Here is an 18,261-nt window from a genome sequence, read left to right as displayed (position 1 = left end):
AAAGTGGAATAACTCCACTTTCTTCAATAGGAGGGCCTCTATGAAAATTGGTACATTTGCAAAGCTTTTTCATGTTACGACTGATACCGTTCGCTATTACATTGAACTGGGATTATTAATAGCAGACAAAAAAAACACCCAGTATCAAATGAACCAATTGTGTCTCGACGACATGGCTTTTATTACTGAGCTGAAAAAGTTTCATTTTTCACTGATAGAAATTCAACAAATTTTATCTTATCAACGTGTCACAAACTTCTTGGACCATGAGGATATCGACTACTACAACAATTTGCTCATGGATAAAAAGAACCAGCTGACCGAGAAAAAAGAAGACATATCAAAAGCTATCCAATTGATTGAAAAAGCAGTGCAAACTAGCTCACCTTCATTCAAAGAAGAGAATTATACAGGGGTCCCACTTTCCTTTGTAAATCTACTCTATTGTCCGAAGTGCCACATTCCACTTGAAATGGAAGACGTAACGATTAAAAAAATCTACATACAAACGGGGTGTTTAACTTGTACCTGTGGATACGAGGCAGCTATCGAGGAAGGTATTATCATAACCTCGAACTTGTACGAGACGTCTCCTTATCCATCATATTTTTACGATAAGGAAACGATTAAAGAGATTAATCCCAAAATGATTAATTTATTTGAAAAAAGTAATTTTTGGTTTCAAAAAGTTCTGCAAAATATAGAATTGAAAAACAAATTAATTGTGGAAACAAATGTCGACGTTTTTGTGTCACTCCCCAAATATATCGACGTTCTCGAAACGAGTGCATCCTATGTATTCTGTGGTTATTCGCTTGCGATGCTCAAGAAGGTCAGAAAAAGAATTGAGCGTATAAATCCGAAGCTAAACGTCCTTTATATTCTTAATTCTGATTTAAATCTGCCATTGAAACCGCTTTGCATCGATGTTTTTGTAGATAGTTTTACAGTTGCTGATTTTTCACTGCTCAATCCGAAGTTCCCAATTCATGTTCTAAAAAACTGTTTCCATAGCAGTTCAACAATTGTTGGTGGGTACTCGTATTATGATAGCTCAGCTAAATCCTTGAAAAATATTTCAACTTTATATCCAAATTCCCACGATCGTATTTTGTATCCAAAATACTTGGAAGAAAATTTATCAGTCAACGAATTTCAAACCATGCATAGTGAAAATATCGGTTACTGTACAGATCCAGGTCCTTTTTTTGATTATCATAAAAAAGACGAAAAATTCCACATGTTAATGTATTTGGCTAGTAAAAAATAGAAAATAAAAAAGAGTCTGTATGAAAAATAGGCTAGTTCACTGATGAGACAGCTCCCCTTTTCTTGTCTAATCTAAAAAAATGGTAGCGCAGGATAAGCACCCGCGCTACCATTTTCAATTTAATCTATTTGCTATTACTTAAGTAAATTATAGGTAAGTGAAAACCACCGGCTTCTAACCCCACTTTCGGTAACTATCCTGCTTGATAGACGATTTCACCAACAATGATCGTCATGTGCACGGAGAGATCGGCGATACTGACATGATCTGCTTGCAGAATGCTTCCGTCCATTTTTTGCCTTACAGTTTAATAGGTAGTTTTCTACTTCAATTTTTCTAGTAAATATGAAATTAAAACCATTGCAGAAGTGGATTCAGCAAAATAAAAAGCCAAAGTAATCAGAATTCATCACTGTGACCTTTCCCCATTTACGAAATACCTAATTTAAGCCTGTTATCTTGGTTGAGTCCCCACAATTCGATAATTGGAACCCCACTTTTTGAACGATTGTTCAACTCTTCCCCTTCAGCCCATAAATATGGATAAATTAATATACCTTTGTCTCCTGAAATAAGACTAACTTCTTCTTTCCAATTATTCCAGCGAAAACTCTCATAAAACCCCATTATATTTCCACTTAATGACCAGTTTATAAATTCTGCATAACCCATCCCTAAATCTTCCCATTCTAACGTGTCTGGAGCTAAATAAAAGATATTGCCTGTTTCACCATCAAATGCCCCACCATTTAGAGCAAAAAAACCGCCGACTGCATCATCAGCAACTAGTAGTGAATCTTTTAAATAAAACAAAATTTCATTTTTGTAAGACTATTATATCGTACATCATTAAAACATTGGTCTTTTTTACTATCAAATATAACTGTTTAAAAAGTGTAATATAAAAAAGACTAGTGGAATATCCTAGTCTTTTGCTCTTTAATCACGAATTCTTCAAACTACCTGTGTCCTGTGAGAAGCTAGAAAATCGTTCAAGAAATTTAAGTTGGAACAACTGGTACTTATAAATCTAGTAGATTAATATATAAGTTCGGTTTTATATCCAATCATATTTATTAAGGTTCGGTAGTTAAACCACAAAGGGATAATTTGCGCCACACTCATGCGACAATTTTAATGAGAATGGGAGAGAATCCTAAAATTGTGAGTGAAAGATTGGGACATTCAAGAGTTGAAACAACTCTTGGTATTTACTCTCATTCAAATGAAGAAATGCAGAAAATAACAGCTGATCGATTTGATGTGAAATTTTTAAATTAGTAAGTATGTGAAATGTCTGTGCAGTTTTGGTGCAATGAATAATATTCATTACAAAATTTGGAAGTAACTGAAAACAAAGAAAAAGCCCAAACCCTTGATACACCTAGGTTTGAGCCTTCTAATTCGTATGATCCCAACTGGACTTGAACCAGCGACCCCTACCCTGTCAAGGTAGTAAAGTGAATTGGATTATAACAGATTAAATATGAAAAGCTTTATTAAACAGGCTGGAATTTAAGTTAATTAGGATTAATACAGTTAGAATTGGTGGTAGTATGATAGATTTTGCCACCAATTTGCCACCAGTATACTCCCAATTGACTCCGTATGGTACATTACTAATGTGCTGAATATAGACACATATTAAAGTTGTACTAATTCTCACTATATATACTAATTTGATTAAGAAAATCAATTAAAAGAAAATTTGTAAATTATAGTTCTTCATTCAGTCTCAAATAACATCTAAAATGAAAGATTTTACTAATTTCTCTCTCTTTTAATTAAAATATCGTCGTTTAAATAGTAAATTACTTATATTAAATAAATTTCTCTTTTTCTTTTTTATAAAATCAATTTATTTAAACTTAACCAACTATGTACTACAAATTCGCATAAAAAAAAATCGCCTATTAATAAACAGCGATTTAACTTAGTTATATTCTACCCACTCATTTTCTAACAGTTCTTTTTCTAATAAATCATCAACTTTATAAAATGAGATTCTGCTCTCAAGAATTGTTTTTGCTGTTAGATAAGGATTTTCTTTTAGTTGTAAATTTTGGGCTGCTCCCCAAAAATTTCTTCCTTTTTTTGAAACACTATGTGCTACATAATTTGCTAATGAACTAACATCAACTTCATTTTTAATCGCAACTCTTTGTACAGAAGCTTTTAAAAGACCAATTCTATTTTTTGATTCTTTAATACATTGTTCTAATAAGCTTTCACCATTTCCATCAAAAATTACATTATTAGCAAAATTATTTGCATCGATTTCTTCTTTATCATTATTACCCGATGTTAATACTTCATTAATATCAACTACATCTCTTTCTAATAACTCTGGTTCCTGTGTTGCATGCCAATATTCATGAAGTAAATCAAATAACCATTTTGATTTAGATTTGCTTTGTTGCTTTAAAACAATAATATTTTTCCCTTCGAATCTCCAACATGCACCATGGAAACCACCACGTAAATCCATTGGTAATATCGCTACACCTGAATCCCATATATAGTTGGCACACGTATCAAAAGTTAGATATCCATATTTTTCAATAACCTCTTCTCTGAACTGTTTAGGATCAGTAGTTAGCTTTTTTTTCGGTACATCTATAATTTCGCTGATTTTTTTTGAAATATGTTGTGAATACGCAGTGTATAAATAAAGCAATTCAGTATTAGTATTTTGCGGAACTTTATATCTTGCCGAAGTCATTTTCGAATAGTTAATTTCATTTCCTAACAATATTTGATTAAACTGATCACTAAATATCCTCTTTAAAGAAGTTATTAATTTTAAATATCCATAAAAAATATTTTCGTTTTCTACTAATTCATAGGGGATTAATTTATTGTACAGTTCACCTAATCTTTTCTGTAAGATTTTAGTTATTTGAATTGGTGATTTCAACAATATTTCATTTAATGACTGTTCTACAGAGATATTAAGAACATCCATTATTTGATTGATTAATTCTGGCGTTGAATCTGCAAATAATTCATCTTCTAAATCGGAATATTCATTTATATCCATTCCAATTTTTGATGATAACTCTTTTTCACTCAAACCCTTTGAAATTCTACTTCTAATAATCATTTTTGGCAAATCAATAGCATTTTCTAACTTAAATTGCACTGGATCACCATTTTTCAAATCTTCATACTCTTTAATTTGATTACTTAAGTTTTCTATTTCTCCAATTAAAGCTTTACGATAGATACTTTGTTTCATGGCTGACATTTCATTCAAAGATTCATCTTTATCACAATTCTCAAATGATGACTCTAATTGCTTGAGATTTTCTTTGGTAATTCCCAATTCAAAGTCATTTTTTATCAAATCAATCACCTCAAATTTATTTTTACTATACCTTTTGGTTCATCTGTTCTTTTATCTTTTTGAAAGTAGTCTAAAAATTTTGTTCCATTTGGATGAGCTTTTGCATTCATTGGAAAAAATTCACCTTCATAATATTTTTTTTGTACGTCTCGTCCATTAAGAGAAGAATCTAATAATAATGGATTTATTGACTCTATATTAACTTCATCTAAATCGTAAAGAGCATCAAAATCACCTGGATTACTTCTTTTTGTAACAAAACTACCGTCTACATAAATACAAGTACAACCCGCTTTATAGAATTCTTCAATCGCTTTTTCTAAACCCTTTAATTGCATTTTTCTTTTATAGTTTAATTCATATCTATTTTTAAATTCCTCCCATGAGGTGTTATGTATCCCAGGTGGCAACTTTCCGTTAGGCATAAAATCTGGGATCTGTGATGTCTGTTGAGTATTTAAAAAGTTGGTCCAATTTGTCATTAAAGTATCAACTCCAAAGTAAATATGGTAATTATTTACTATTTTATCACAAAATACTGTAATGTATATTCAAAAAATTTTATAAATTAAATATATTCTGATTCGACTTGAAATCTATAATTTTAGAGTTAAATAAATATTTTAAGAGTAACCTCTAATAAATAGATGCTCCTCTTAAAATTTTGTTCCAATTATATATTTAAAAGTTTCAAACATTCTTTTTCTAGTTCATCAATGTGTACTCTTCACTTTTATTATATTATTTTAATAATGATATTTCGACAATACTCATGGAAAAATAAAAACCGCCTATATTAGCGACTTCTAAATAATATTTAACTGCTTAAAGCCTTCTAAAATAAATGGCTTTTTATCTTCTGGTCAAACATATTTTCTTTCGTTTGAATTTAGTCGGTTATGTGTTTGTTTAGGTTTTAATCCAACAATCTCTTTCATATCTGCAATTCAACATGTAAAATATTGTATTTCTGTATTTAAATAATCGATTAAAGAAAGAACCACATCATTAAGTATTCAGGTAACAGTTTATTTTTATAAAATTACATCCTGCGACTTATGCTCTTTTTTTAGAATAAAATTCATTTTTAGAAGAAGCTTCCGCAATCCCATTGAAATCACAGGGGATCAAGCTAGAGCTAAATAATTATCCTTACTATCATCCTTATTACTTGTACAATTCTTTTCTCTACTTTTCAATTTTACTAGAAATAATCTCATTCTTCATTGCCCGCTCTTTGATTACCTCACCATTACTAACAATATAAATAAATACTTTCTCAAGTATAGAATGGAGATCCTCAAGATAAAATTCATCTGGATAAAAGTTTAAATTTTCAGTAAGGATAATGTACCTTTCTTCTCCGTTAAAACGCTCACTATAAAAATCAACTAAACCAAGATTATCAAACATTTTAACATTTAGTCGTCCATTTGCTCTTTCATATTCATTTACTATTTTATAATAATCTTTTGCTAATACTCTATTGCATGCATCTTCAGGAATGATATCTAATGAAATAATTTTCTTTGGTGGTTTCATCGAAATGTTCTTCTGACGATTGATTTGTTTTAATCTTTCCTCTTTTTTTATATCTAAATCAATTAATTGTGCGTTCATTTGATTTATTAAGGCACTATTGCGATTTTCCATATTTTCTTGCTGGTATTTATCTAATTTTTCAAGGGTTTCTGTGTATTGCTGATTAAAAGTTTTTTCAAGGAAAGTAGAAAGTTTTTCTAATTGCTTTTCTCTTTTTTTATACGCTTCATTGCGTAACTCTATAGATTGCTGCATAATTTCTTTCGTACACTCATACCTTACATCTTTATTTACACCAAAGTTATTACTTTTAAATTCATTAGAGAAAATCCAATATGGATCAATTACAATTACTTCTCCATTGATTCTTTTAGCTAAATGAATCAATTGATTATCTAATTCTCTGCCAGTACCATCAATTACACTCGAATGATAGATTTCAATGTGAAGTTTTTCAGGAACATCTCCAGTTACTTGGTATTGATGCCATGATTGTCCCTCAATTTCTCTTTTTATGATTCCAAGGCCAACATTAAATAATGGATGATCTTCATTAATAATCGGTAAGTCATCACTTTCATGTTCTAATGAATTTGTGAATCGATAACTCTCTCCTTGATAATCTGACAACTCAGGCATATAATCTCGGATAAATTTAGGTAGTCTTTCAATCCGCATTACTTTAGAATCTTGAGATTTTATCACTCGTACCCTTTTTTTCTCTAGAGCATAAGTTGTTAAATCTGAATATATACGTCTTGGTATTTTTTGAACGATCATATCATTTTTTTCACGTTTTAAAGTTGGTAAGTCTATTTGATCATCTATCAATCGTTCTTCTTGCATTAGTCGTAATAATTTTTTGTGCTCATCAGTTAAAGTTTTTTCCATTCCACTAATGATTTCATCTAAATGTTCACGGTTAACAATAGCTTGCTGCATTAATTCAGCCAGACTATCGAAATGGTCTTCTAACACTTCACCAATAAAATCGTATACTAAATCTGAGCCTAAATCAGATTTCATTTGCTCCATCTTATCCAAAAGTCTACTCATTACACTACCTTCACGTGTATTTTGAGCAACTAAATTAAACACAAACACTTCATTTTTTTGCCCAATACGGTGAATACGACCCATCCGTTGTTCCAGTTTGTTCGGATTCCATGGTATATCATAATTTATCATTTGATTACAAAATTGAAGGTTTATCGATTCCCCACCAGCATCTGTTGCAATCATAATTTGACATTCATTTCTAAACAATTCAACTTGCTTACGACGCTGATCCATTGAAAAACTTCCTACTATTTTTGCTACTTGCGGAACACGCTGTAAAAGTTTTTCTTCTAAGTACTTTAATGTATCTGCTGATTCAGTAAAAATAAGAATTTTCTCATTTAAATTAAGTAACCCATTTTGACCGAATAATGTCTCTTCTAACTCTTGATATTTCTTTTCTACTGCATAAAGCTTAATATAGCTTGCTTGTTCTATTAATTTCTTCAATTCAATTAACTCTTTTTTTAACTCTTTCGTATCAATCAAGTCAGTTGCATGTTCAATCTGAGCTTCAATATTTTCTTGCTCTATATTTCCTTCTTCTAAGTAATTTTCTGTCTCAATAGTTTTTAATTTTCTTACATATTTACTTCGTTCAGTTTCAGTTTGTTTGTATAATTTTAATAACCTTGTATATCTTCGTTTTAATGATAAATAAATAGCATCAATAGAAGAACTCAATCTTCGTTGCAAAAGCATCATAGCAAATGCAGTTGAATTACTACCATTATTCATAGCTCGATTAAAATGTTCACTAACATATTCAGTAACAGCTTCATACAGTGCTAATTCTTCATCTGTAAGTTTATATTGAATGGTTTTCGTAGTACGCTTTGGAAATATTGGAGTATTATCAAAGTTCCTTAGATTCTCTTTTAAACGACGAATGATAAAAGGATTTGTCTTTTCTTTTAAACTAGCATTTGATTTACTACTAGAGAAAATATCTTCATCAATAAGTTTCATTAAGTGTCTAAAGTTTTCTGTATCTCCTTTATGAGGAGTAGCTGTTAACAATAAGCAATGATTTGATTTACTCAATAATGATTCACCTAATTGATAAAGTTTCGTTCGAAATGTCTTCTTTTTAACTGTTCCATGTGTATAAGCAGCCATTTTATGAGCTTCATCAACGATAATAAAATCAAATTGTGCTTCTTGAATCAATACCTTTACATCATCTCTCATAGCCCAATACATCGAAGCTAAGCATAGTCGATTCTGTATAAATGGATTTTCCCCTCCATATTCTTTTAATGTAGATCGAGTGATAATATGAAAATTTTCTTCAAACTTTACTTCTAGTTCCTCTTGCCATTGTTTCAAAACAAGGGGTGGAACCAAAATTAATATTCTCTCTACACTTAATCTAGCTTTTAATTCTTTGATAATCATACCTGACATAATTGTTTTTCCAGCACCTGGGTCATCTGCTAATAAAAATCGCACTTGAGGTACTTGTAGCATTCGACCATATACAGCTTCAATCTGGTGAGGTAATGGTAATAGGTTTTGATTACCCAAAGCTCTTGTCTTTGAGTATTTTATTTCATTTTTCAACAATAAATAATGTAGGTATTTTTGTACGTCTATTGCATTAATATGGGAAATTTCTTTTTCTTGTTTTAATCGCTTAAATTCACTAATTTTATCTTTTTCTATCATAATTTCGTAGTATTGATTTGTTTCTTGTCCAATTGATTCTATGATGAAGTATTCAGCGAATTCTTCACATTTTTTTATTTCAACACTTTCAGGAAACTGAGAGCTTGAAACAATTTCACCAATCGTTAGCACGTTACCCCTCCTTAAAAGAAAACCTTATCCATAAAATGAATAAGGTTTAACTAATTTTACGTTCTACTACTAATTCGTTTACACCTTGACGATGGAAAATAAGTTCTGAATCTTGGCGAAGTTCAAATAAATTGAATTCATAAGAAAATGGAAATAGTAATATATGGTTCTGAATTGTATCCACTTGTATTGCTCTGTTCTTTAACACAAATAGAAGAATATGAACAATAAATACTTGGATTTGTGGATTACTTATCATTATTTTATCAGATAGACTATATGTTTTGTTTTTTTCAGGTTTAATGGCATCCCAAGCTTTCATACTCATCAAAACAGCACTTGTTGCAACTTCGACTCGTCTACGGTCACCATAACTTTCTTTAATACGTTTCCCGATGACATTACTTGATACTGTATCTTGAAGATATAATAATCGACCTATCTCACCAGCAACATCCTTAAAAAATGGATACGCTGCTAAAGTCATTCCCCAATGGACAACAAGTCGTTCTTCTTTTGTTAATTCAGGTAATAATGTGAGGATTTTATTTCTAACAGGTATAAGTTCCTCATCAATTAAATACCAGATTTTCATGAGCATTGTAATTGCATTTTTCCGAGATTTTGCTCCTGTAATATCATTTCTTAAAAATCCGTCTAAAAGTTCATACATTTCTTTTCGAGAAAATTTTTTTACATTTGTTGCAGTAAAATCTAAATGATGTAACAATACTTTTTGATCAAACCCAACAGGTTTTGTCATGTGTATTCTCTCCTTACTTTGGTTGTACTTTTATAAAAGGAACAATTGTTTCCTCAATACTAATACCACCATGACTGAATATTTCTTCACCTTTTGTTGTGAAAGATTCACCATATTTAGCTAATAATACATGATAATCTTTTGGTAATCCAATACCAGTCCAAGGAATACTGTTAATTTTATCTCTAGATGTTGTATACAACGTTTTATCATTATAAACACGTACACGTTCACCTCTCTGGTCAACAAGAACTCCTTCTGATATTCTCCCAATCCCTTTACATGTTGTATTACCATGATCTGAGGTTAAATAAATAGTAAAACCCGCTTTATGTAAATCCAATAATAAGTTAACTAGATATTGAGAGTCTAACCAAAGCTGAAGTTGAGATTCTAGTCCTTTTTCACCTAGAACTGCATTATGTATTAATTTATCTATGATATCTACAACGGCTCCGTAAACTTTAATAGAGGAACGTTTTAGAGCAAGAATATTATCTTTAATGTAGGTTTCTTTTCCTAATCCTTTTTGGTATGCAACATATTGTTTTAAAATCCCCTGATTATCCCAAAACTCCTTCCATTGTTTTTCTTCACTAGCTGTAGTGGATAGAGTATTAGAAAAAGACAGCGGAAGTTTTCCAGAAAAGATCGCTTGCCTTGAAATAGAGGTAATTGTAGGTACCCAAGCAAACACACCATTTTCTTCAAACGAAAAATTAAATTTCATTAAAGTTTGCTTAATCACTTTCCATTGAAAATAGCTCATTCCATCAAGTACGATTAAAGCAATTTTTTCATTATTATTTTTACTAGCACAAATTGCATGTGGTATATGATGAACCATTTTCGGTTTTGGAAATGGAGCTAAGCTGATTAATGTTTGATACTGTTCTAACATCCATCTGTGAAACGTTTCATTTACCTGAGATAGAAGTGATTGTGATAGGCCATCCTGATCTTTATCATTTAACTTTACTGAAATATTATTATATTCAGAAAGCAAATTAACAATGACAAGCCAATCTTTATAAGTGTTAATCACAAGTAAGTTTTCAATAATTTTAGAATGTAAAAACTCTAAACGTTGTCGAATCGAAGCGTCTTGATTAATTTCTATCCCATAAAGTGACCATTTTGGCAAAATATTAGCATTATTAAATTTTACTTTTGAAAGTGTTCCGTCTAGAAATAAATCGTTCATTAAACGACGGACATCATTATTTTCAAATGGATGTGCTACATATTTATGAGGAATTTCAAAAATTTTATTATTTGATATATCCGAATAATCATCAACAATTTGTTGCCATTGATCTTCAATATATTTATTAAAATATGAAGAACTATAAATCAGCTGTTTTAATGGCAAGATTGAGAAACCAGAAATACCTTTCCATATTTCATGAAGAAATTCTTTCACAACTAATGGTACTTCTATATTCCGATAATGCATTGATAATAATACTTTGAATAATTCAACTTCACTATCTACAATTTCAAAGGGTAATTTATACAATTTCTTAACAATAAACTCTAAAGTATGATAATCATTAGAAGAGCCTTGATACTGTTCATGGACAGTATACAAGGCATCTAACTCTTCACGATTCATTTTTCGGAGTATCGATGCAGAAAACTTTGGAAAAATAATCGCCATATTTATCGTTATTATAGCTGATGTAATAGTTAGGTCATAGGGAAAAATAACATCATCATTTGAATAAACAAGTAATTTTGTATCGTTCATTTCAAGTAATTCTTTTTCGTAAAAAAAACGAAAATATATACTATCTTCATATCGAACAACATCATAACCTAAATCAGAAACTAATTTTATAAGATTTTCATCATCCATGAGTAGATCTAAGTCACGTACGAATACTAAATGTTTGTCTAAATACTGGATTTTTTTAATTATTTCTTCACGCCAATTACTCATCTCATCACCTTTTATAACCCTAATCGAACACAAGCATTATCAAAATACATTAATAACTTATCATCTTCTTGAATTACACTTTCAGGTAATCGTTTTCCAATTTCCACAATTTTCTCAAAGTCTTTTTCACTATACGCTTTTTTGAAACCAACACGAATAGATTCTGTTCTAAATTGTTTTAACTTTTTCTTTCCCTTCGAATTTTCAAGTTCTACAACGTAACTTTCAAATTCACGTAATAATGATTTTTCACGAAGTTTTTCTAAGTCAGCTTGTTTATTTGGATCTGGAACATACCAACGATTAATTGATTTTTGAACAACAACTGGATCAGTTGCATCTAAACCACGTAAGTCTTTGTATGTTCTTCGTAAATAAGAAATGATTTGATCTGGCACTTGCCTTTCACCATCATATAGCAAGAAGTTTTGATTTAATAAATCATCTAATTCGGGTAATAACTCATGCTTTGCTATATGTTGAATTTCCTTCATAAAACTTGGATGAATATCTTGACGAGTTTGAGGTTTCTTTATCAACTGTTGACGTATCCACTCAATTGCACTATTTTCGTCAGATACGAATAAACTCATTTGTGCAAACTCTGACACTAATGTACGTTTTTTATCATACTCAGCAATTTGACTTTCTAAGAAAGCCATTCCATCTCGCATAGGAAAACGCTGTGAAATTCCCACTTGAAATTCTGCTGATGAAATTGGTACAGATATACCATTTTGAACATGATAAGCTACCATCCTGTCAAACAGGATACGTGGCGTTCGTTCAGAAATAATTTGTGCCTCACCTTTAATACCAATAAAAACTGGTAATTGTTCTAAGTGCTGATTTACAAAAGTCCATGCCGATTCAATTGTATTTTGTTCATTTTTTATTTTTTCTATATTTTCGAATTTTGGTTTATATGCTGATATTACTAAATCTTGTTTTACAGCGGTGGTGGAGGTAATAGCATTAAAACTACCTTGTTTTTTATCTAATACAGAAACATTTGCAATAACAAAACCTACTTTTTGAAGGGCTTCCTGTATCGCGTTCCATACTGTCGATTGCGAATTACTAAATTCAATGGTTATCCACTTACCATGTTTTAAAACACGGAAACAATTTAAAAATGATTTAGTCATTAACTCCTTATAGTCCTGGATATTTTTATTTTGTGACTTATTAATGATTGCTTCATCAATATTGTTAGTATATATATTTAGCCAAGCTTCCCATAAAAAATTCAATTCGGAATACATAAGGTTTGCACCAAACGGTGGGTCAATAAAAATATAATCAATACTATTATCTTTTAGGTTAAAGAAATGACTTGCACTTTGAGTAGTTACACAATATTGATTTTTTTCTTCAAATATTATTTTGGATATTGAAGATAATTTACTTTTTAAAGCATCAATTATCGGTCTTTCTCCAGTAATACTTGGTATATAATATGTACCACTTACAAAACCAAAAGCAAATAAGCCACCTTTATCTAATAATCTAGGTACATTTACTTTTACCATTTTATTAGAATAACTTAAACTACTTCTTAATGTATTTAATAACAAATTTTCATATTTGGTATTTTTAATTTTTTCAATAAACATTGCTATAACGTACAAATTTCGTCTAGTATACAATTGATGAACATACTTCAATCCAATTCGTATTGGTTCGATAGTTTTATCTCCATCTTTAAGTTCAACTAACGGATATGAATATTTAAAGTTCATTTCTTCAACCTTATTATATAATTTAAAATCATATTCATCAGGAATTTTATTATACCTACTCTTGCCATCAGAATAATTTATTAAAACTAATTTTTGAGCAGGTACTTTTATTATCTTATCTAAAGCTTTATCAAAAATAGTAATAAAAGTTCTATTTAGATCCTTTTTGATAACTTTTGAATGACAATTAGGACAAAACATTTCGTCTCTCATTATTTTTTTTTCTATATCTACTGCAATATCCCAATATAATAACTCCTTAGTACATTCGTTACAATTAAATACATCACTCCATACAGAATAATTTATATTATAGTACTTGTCGTCAACTTTTGTTTTAAACATCCATCCGATTTCTTCTTCGATTTGGTTTAATACTTCATTTCCAACTTTTAAAAAGTCATTTTTAGATTTAACTGATGCTAAATAACTATTTGTAATTAAAGTTGCTGTTGGAGAAATATCATTCAATATTACATTTCTCTTTCCTTTTTTGGTTATTATATCTCCACTTTTTGATTTAATATTTATGCCTTCAACAATAAAACCTAATTTTTCTATTTCTTCCTTATTGTCACATAAATTTGCGGCGACTCCAGTCATTCCTGTCCCAGAAAATATATCTAATATTAAATCTCCAGGTGAAGTATAGTGTAACATATACCTCATTATTGCTTTGTGAGGTACTTTTGTATGATAACTATGAGCATTATAAATTGGATCGCTCTTACCTTCACTTACATCTGCAGCAAATGGTTCCCTGTGATAATCCACATTTTCAGATCCACCATATTTGGCAACCTTTTCTTTTTCCCATTCATCAATAAAATCATTAATCCAAGGATTTGGACAAGCCGTGTAATAGGGAGGATCTGATAGTGCAATAATTTCTTCATCTTCACCTATTGGATATCCTTCAATTCCTTTTAATTCTGGCAGTTTCTCCCTTAATTCATCACGAAAATACTCCCTACGTTCATTATCATTGTTAAATTTTCTACCTAAGCAGACAACTGGACCGTTGTCTGCTTGGTTATTTTCATGAATTAACGTTAACTGTTCATTGTTTTTGCTCAATATCAATACCCCTCTTTCTCACTTTACTTCTTAACCATAATTCGTACACGACTGCTTTCGTTTGAACCGATTAATCCTTTTATTAGCATTTCAAAATTCCTTTTAACATCTTCGATTGAAATTGGATTACCATCTCCAAAAATTTTCACTAAATGTTCAATTTCAATAGGCTCTTTATGAATGCCTTTAAGAACAATATTGATAGCATTTACCAAATTAAGAGATATTGGCATTGAAAATGCTTTATTGGCAATAAATTCTTCCATTAATAGGTTTTGATCGCCTTGTAACAATCCAATACTTTCTTTAACGGTTGGGTCATTAAAGTTCGTTAACAATGTCTCAGTCCAAGAGTTTAGTAATTCTCCTAACTGATCTTCTAATTCAGAAAGTGAGATTTTAGTATTATTTTGTTCTTCTCTCGGATTAAATTTACAATTGGGACATGTTGGTGAATGTTGTAATTTCTCAGCTGTTAAACTGTAACAATCTTTAAGCGATTTAATACGGTACTGCCACTCTTCAAAGACCGAACTTGGTAAAAAATTAATTTTAGTTGATAATGTATTTAGAGCTGCATACCTCGAATCATTCAACAACTGACTTTTCTTTCGATTATCCGTTGCATTTAAACGAACATTTGCATGTATTGCCATGTAATGTACAATGTATTTATTTTTCAAAGTTTCTAATTCCTTGATCTCTTTATGACAGTCCTCACTGTTCTTCAATGAATAGCTTAAGTTGTCAAGAGCAATTTCAACTGAATCTACCCATTCTTGACTTGGTGAAACAATATATTTTGCTTTTATTAAATAATCTGCAACTTTAGTAAAATCATTAATTTTTTCTTGTAAAGTTTCTAACTTATTTACTAATTTTAGATGGCTGGCTTCATCTCCAATTCGAGATATATCATACTTTAAATTCACCATTTTTGCTCTTGAGTTATACACTTGAAGACCTTGTAAAAATTCATTTAAGCTTGTTAATTGTTTGATTTTTTCTTCTTTTTCCTCTGTTGTAAATAGTTGCCCATCCCAAATTTGGAATTTATTTTGTAAATTACTAATCATTTCAACTGTTTTTACTGTTGCTTTTGTTGCACTTGAGATAATCTGTTTGATTGTAAAATCTACTGCACCGGGATCATTAAATTCTGCTGCTGGTGCATCAAACATAGTTATTAATGCTTTAACAGCAGGTATATTTAATCCAGTTGGTTTTTTTATATGACTGAAATATGTTAGTTCATTTATAGGTAATCGAACAAACTCATTGAAATTCATGGCTTCGTAAGTCGTTCCATTTACAATAACAACAATTTCACCGCTTTGAACTAGTGCCCCTAATACTACTAATAATAGCTCAGGTTCCATCTTGAATTCACGTGTTAATCGTTGATCTTGTGTACCTTGAACAGTAGTAACTAACTCAATTAAGTCATTTTGATTTAATACTTGACCATGCTCTTTTTTATTTAGAAGATCTAAAACCCATTTTGCGTAGCCGGATGTAGTAGTATTGATATTACCATTTTTGTCCAGTAGAATTAATCCATAAAGTATTGCTTCACCTTGATTTGTCCTTTTTCCATTAATATAATCTAAAGCATCTTTTACATAAGTATGTAAGCTACTTTTTGTTAGAAATGTTTTATCTAGTTTTCTAAATGATGGATAATCACTATACTTAACTTCAAACCATTGTGATAATAAACTTTCAACTACAACGTCAATTGTCCCCATTAATGTATCAGTATCATTGATGAATAGTCGGTGTTCTATCACATCTTCTTTTTTCCCACAATATGTAATTTCGAATGCATCTTCAAAATTATCTTTTAACCATTTTACTAACTTCTTTAAATACTCATCTTTTTTTGGTTTATACAGATGTTTATTTGTAGTCGTGTCATTATACATAACACTTGCTCCACCATACAAACGTAAAAGTTTTATAAAGTCATCGTTTTTCCTTTTCAGTCTGAAGAATACTTCATCTTCTTTTTCTTCGTCTTTAAATTTTGGTTCTTCAAATGGTTGAAGCATATATATATAAAAGTCTCGTTCAGGTTGTGCTGTAGATCGTTCATTTGGTGCACCAAAAAATAGATACCCTTGACGTTTAACCCGATGACTTTCCCATGGAATTTCATGCAACCAAATTTTGTAGTTTGAAACATACGCTGAATCTGCTACTTCAGTAGATTGTTTTAACACTTCAAAATAAAAACTATCAAGTAAATTATCTGTTAATCCTTCTCCACGTTGTAGGATTAAATCGTCAACGGCTGTTACTTTTTGGATGTCAATATAGTATTGGCCATTGTCTTTATTTAAAGAAATAAATTGGTAACTTGCAGCCATCATTAATTCTTTCATTGCAGCATCAATCATAGTAGTTAAAAATTCTGCAGCCTCTTCATCCATTTCTAAAAGCATTGGATTACTTACAAATAATTTATCTCTAAGTAGTTCCGAAGTTAAACCAATTGGTGTTTTTAAATCATCGGTTGTTAAACGATAAACTGCTAGTGCATTAACTAATTGGTTTGCCATATTTTTATACTGACGCTTAACACTGTTTTGAATGCAACCTTTTAAAATTTCCACCTTGTTCATAACAAGTTTTACATTATCTTTTGAGCGAAGTGACGAATCTTCTTCAATATATTGCCAATAACGATCAAATGATACAATTCCTGTTGCTTCTTCAGGCACTTCTGCTTGCAACAATTTTTTTATTTCTTTACTGATGGTTTGTAGTACTACACGTTTTTCAGCAATATTCACCTTTTCGAAGGTTTCTAAATATGCTGGGTGAATCGGATATAGTTCGACATAAGTTTCCATATCCTCACTTAAACCATTGTATAATTTATTAAACTTACTTAAATGTTCACGTACTAATGCTTTTTGCTCTTCATTCTTTTTTAACAAACGTTCAGAAACTACAAATGCAATATCTTCTCTAACAATTCTTACTTCATTAAAACGCTGCTTTACACGATTTAATGAATCTGCTACGAAACTAAATTTGGGATTTTCGAATAGCATCTCTTGAACACCTGAAATAAAACGAAATCGTGATTTACCACACACCTCACCAATTTCACGTAAGAAGCCTAAATCAAGAGTCAATTCTTGTTCTTTACGTCCACGTAAATAATCTAATAATTCATCAATAACTAAAAGTAAACCTTTACCCGGATATTGTTCTTCAAATAAATCCATCATTTCGAAGAACATTTCTTTGTTATTTGTAACTTCATTGGCATTTGGGAAAGTAAAATCTATTCCTATAGCTGCTAAGCCACGTTCCAATTCTTTACAAACAATATCACGCAAAGGCATAGTAACTGCCCCAAATTCTGCACGGATAACTTTAAATTTACCTTCGATTTCTTTTGCTTTTTCTGCTACTTTATTATTTTTAAGATGCTTACTAGCACCTTCAATTTCAGCAATTGTTGAAATGACACTCATCAAATGCGATTTACCTGTACCATAGTTACCAACAATTAGCATTCCTTTATTGTCAACCCATCGATCAAACTGTATATTCTCAATAATTTCATTTGTAATTTTATCTGCCATACTTTCAGAAATTACATATGTATTTAATAAAGTGATTGCATTATCTTTATCATTTGCATCTTTTAGCTGAACTACTGATTCAACTGCCTCAAATTTAATTAAATCTGCATAACGCAACATT

At 30.5% G+C, this 18,261-nt stretch carries 9 protein-coding genes and 1 pseudogene; 2 read left to right on the top strand and 8 right to left on the bottom strand.

What is annotated here, in order from left to right; genetic code table 11:
* Window positions 1–40: 40 nt before the first annotated feature.
* Window positions 41–1,270 carry a MerR family transcriptional regulator gene (locus CN601_RS23875; RefSeq protein WP_098172540.1) on the top strand — a complete coding sequence of 410 codons (1,230 nt, stop codon included), beginning with the start codon at window positions 41–43 and terminating at the stop codon, window positions 1,268–1,270.
* A 429-nt stretch (window positions 1,271–1,699) separates the two neighbouring features.
* Here the strand turns inward: CN601_RS23875 and CN601_RS23870 are convergent, their stop codons facing one another.
* Entirely contained in the window at window positions 1,700–2,083 is a 384-nt protein-coding gene (locus CN601_RS23870) for a DUF2625 family protein (protein WP_179865675.1), read from the bottom strand.
* 294 nt (window positions 2,084–2,377) lie between these two features.
* Here CN601_RS23870 and CN601_RS23865 point away from each other — a divergent pair.
* Window positions 2,378–2,551, top strand: a pseudogene (locus CN601_RS23865) (tyrosine-type recombinase/integrase); the annotation flags it as partial.
* 652 nt (window positions 2,552–3,203) lie between these two features.
* On the opposite strand, the gene CN601_RS23860 reads toward CN601_RS23865, so the two are convergent.
* From CN601_RS23860 to CN601_RS23830, 7 genes are all read right to left on the bottom strand, one after another.
* The gene (locus tag CN601_RS23860) at window positions 3,204–4,616 is read right to left on the bottom strand and encodes a helix-turn-helix domain-containing protein (protein WP_098172538.1); all 1,413 of its coding nucleotides are present in this window, start codon (window positions 4,614–4,616) and stop codon (window positions 3,204–3,206) included.
* Window positions 4,617–4,621: 5 nt separating this feature from the next.
* A complete protein-coding gene (locus tag CN601_RS23855; RefSeq protein WP_098172537.1) occupies window positions 4,622–5,098 on the bottom strand; it encodes a DUF6932 family protein in 477 nt (158 codons plus the stop codon).
* 706 nt (window positions 5,099–5,804) lie between these two features.
* Complete coding sequence (locus CN601_RS23850; RefSeq protein ID WP_098172536.1) at window positions 5,805–9,017, bottom strand: DEAD/DEAH box helicase; 3,213 nt, start codon at window positions 9,015–9,017, stop codon at window positions 5,805–5,807.
* Window positions 9,018–9,063: 46 nt separating this feature from the next.
* Window positions 9,064–9,780 carry a hypothetical protein gene (locus CN601_RS23845; RefSeq protein ID WP_098172535.1) on the bottom strand — a complete coding sequence of 239 codons (717 nt, stop codon included), beginning with the start codon at window positions 9,778–9,780 and terminating at the stop codon, window positions 9,064–9,066.
* A 13-nt stretch (window positions 9,781–9,793) separates the two neighbouring features.
* A complete protein-coding gene (gene pglZ / locus CN601_RS23840; protein WP_098172534.1) occupies window positions 9,794–11,722 on the bottom strand; it encodes a BREX-3 system phosphatase PglZ in 1,929 nt (642 codons plus the stop codon).
* Window positions 11,723–11,733: 11 nt separating this feature from the next.
* The gene (locus CN601_RS23835; RefSeq protein ID WP_098172533.1) at window positions 11,734–14,541 is read right to left on the bottom strand and encodes a DNA methyltransferase; all 2,808 of its coding nucleotides are present in this window, start codon (window positions 14,539–14,541) and stop codon (window positions 11,734–11,736) included.
* 23 nt (window positions 14,542–14,564) lie between these two features.
* Window positions 14,565–18,260 carry a DUF6079 family protein gene (locus tag CN601_RS23830; protein ID WP_098172532.1) on the bottom strand — a complete coding sequence of 1,232 codons (3,696 nt, stop codon included), beginning with the start codon at window positions 18,258–18,260 and terminating at the stop codon, window positions 14,565–14,567.
* Between the last annotated feature and the right edge of the window lies 1 nt (window position 18,261).

It is taken from the genome of Bacillus sp. AFS017336, from assembly GCF_002555445.1.
Lineage (GTDB): Bacteria > Bacillota > Bacilli > Bacillales > Bacillaceae_G > Gottfriedia.
Note: the sequence above shows the minus strand (reverse complement) of the source record. Positions and strands in the feature narration are given on the sequence as shown.

Coding starts and splice junctions, on each gene's coding strand:
- CN601_RS23845 (WP_098172535.1), bottom strand. CDS start 9,780: ATGACAAAACCTGTTGGGTTTGATCAAAAAGTATTGTTACATCATTTA.
- pglZ (WP_098172534.1), bottom strand. CDS start 11,722: ATGAGTAATTGGCGTGAAGAAATAATTAAAAAAATCCAGTATTTAGAC.
- CN601_RS23875 (WP_098172540.1), top strand. CDS start 41: ATGAAAATTGGTACATTTGCAAAGCTTTTTCATGTTACGACTGATACC.
- CN601_RS23830 (WP_098172532.1), bottom strand. CDS start 18,260: ATGTTGCGTTATGCAGATTTAATTAAATTTGAGGCAGTTGAATCAGTA.
- CN601_RS23855 (WP_098172537.1), bottom strand. CDS start 5,098: ATGACAAATTGGACCAACTTTTTAAATACTCAACAGACATCACAGATC.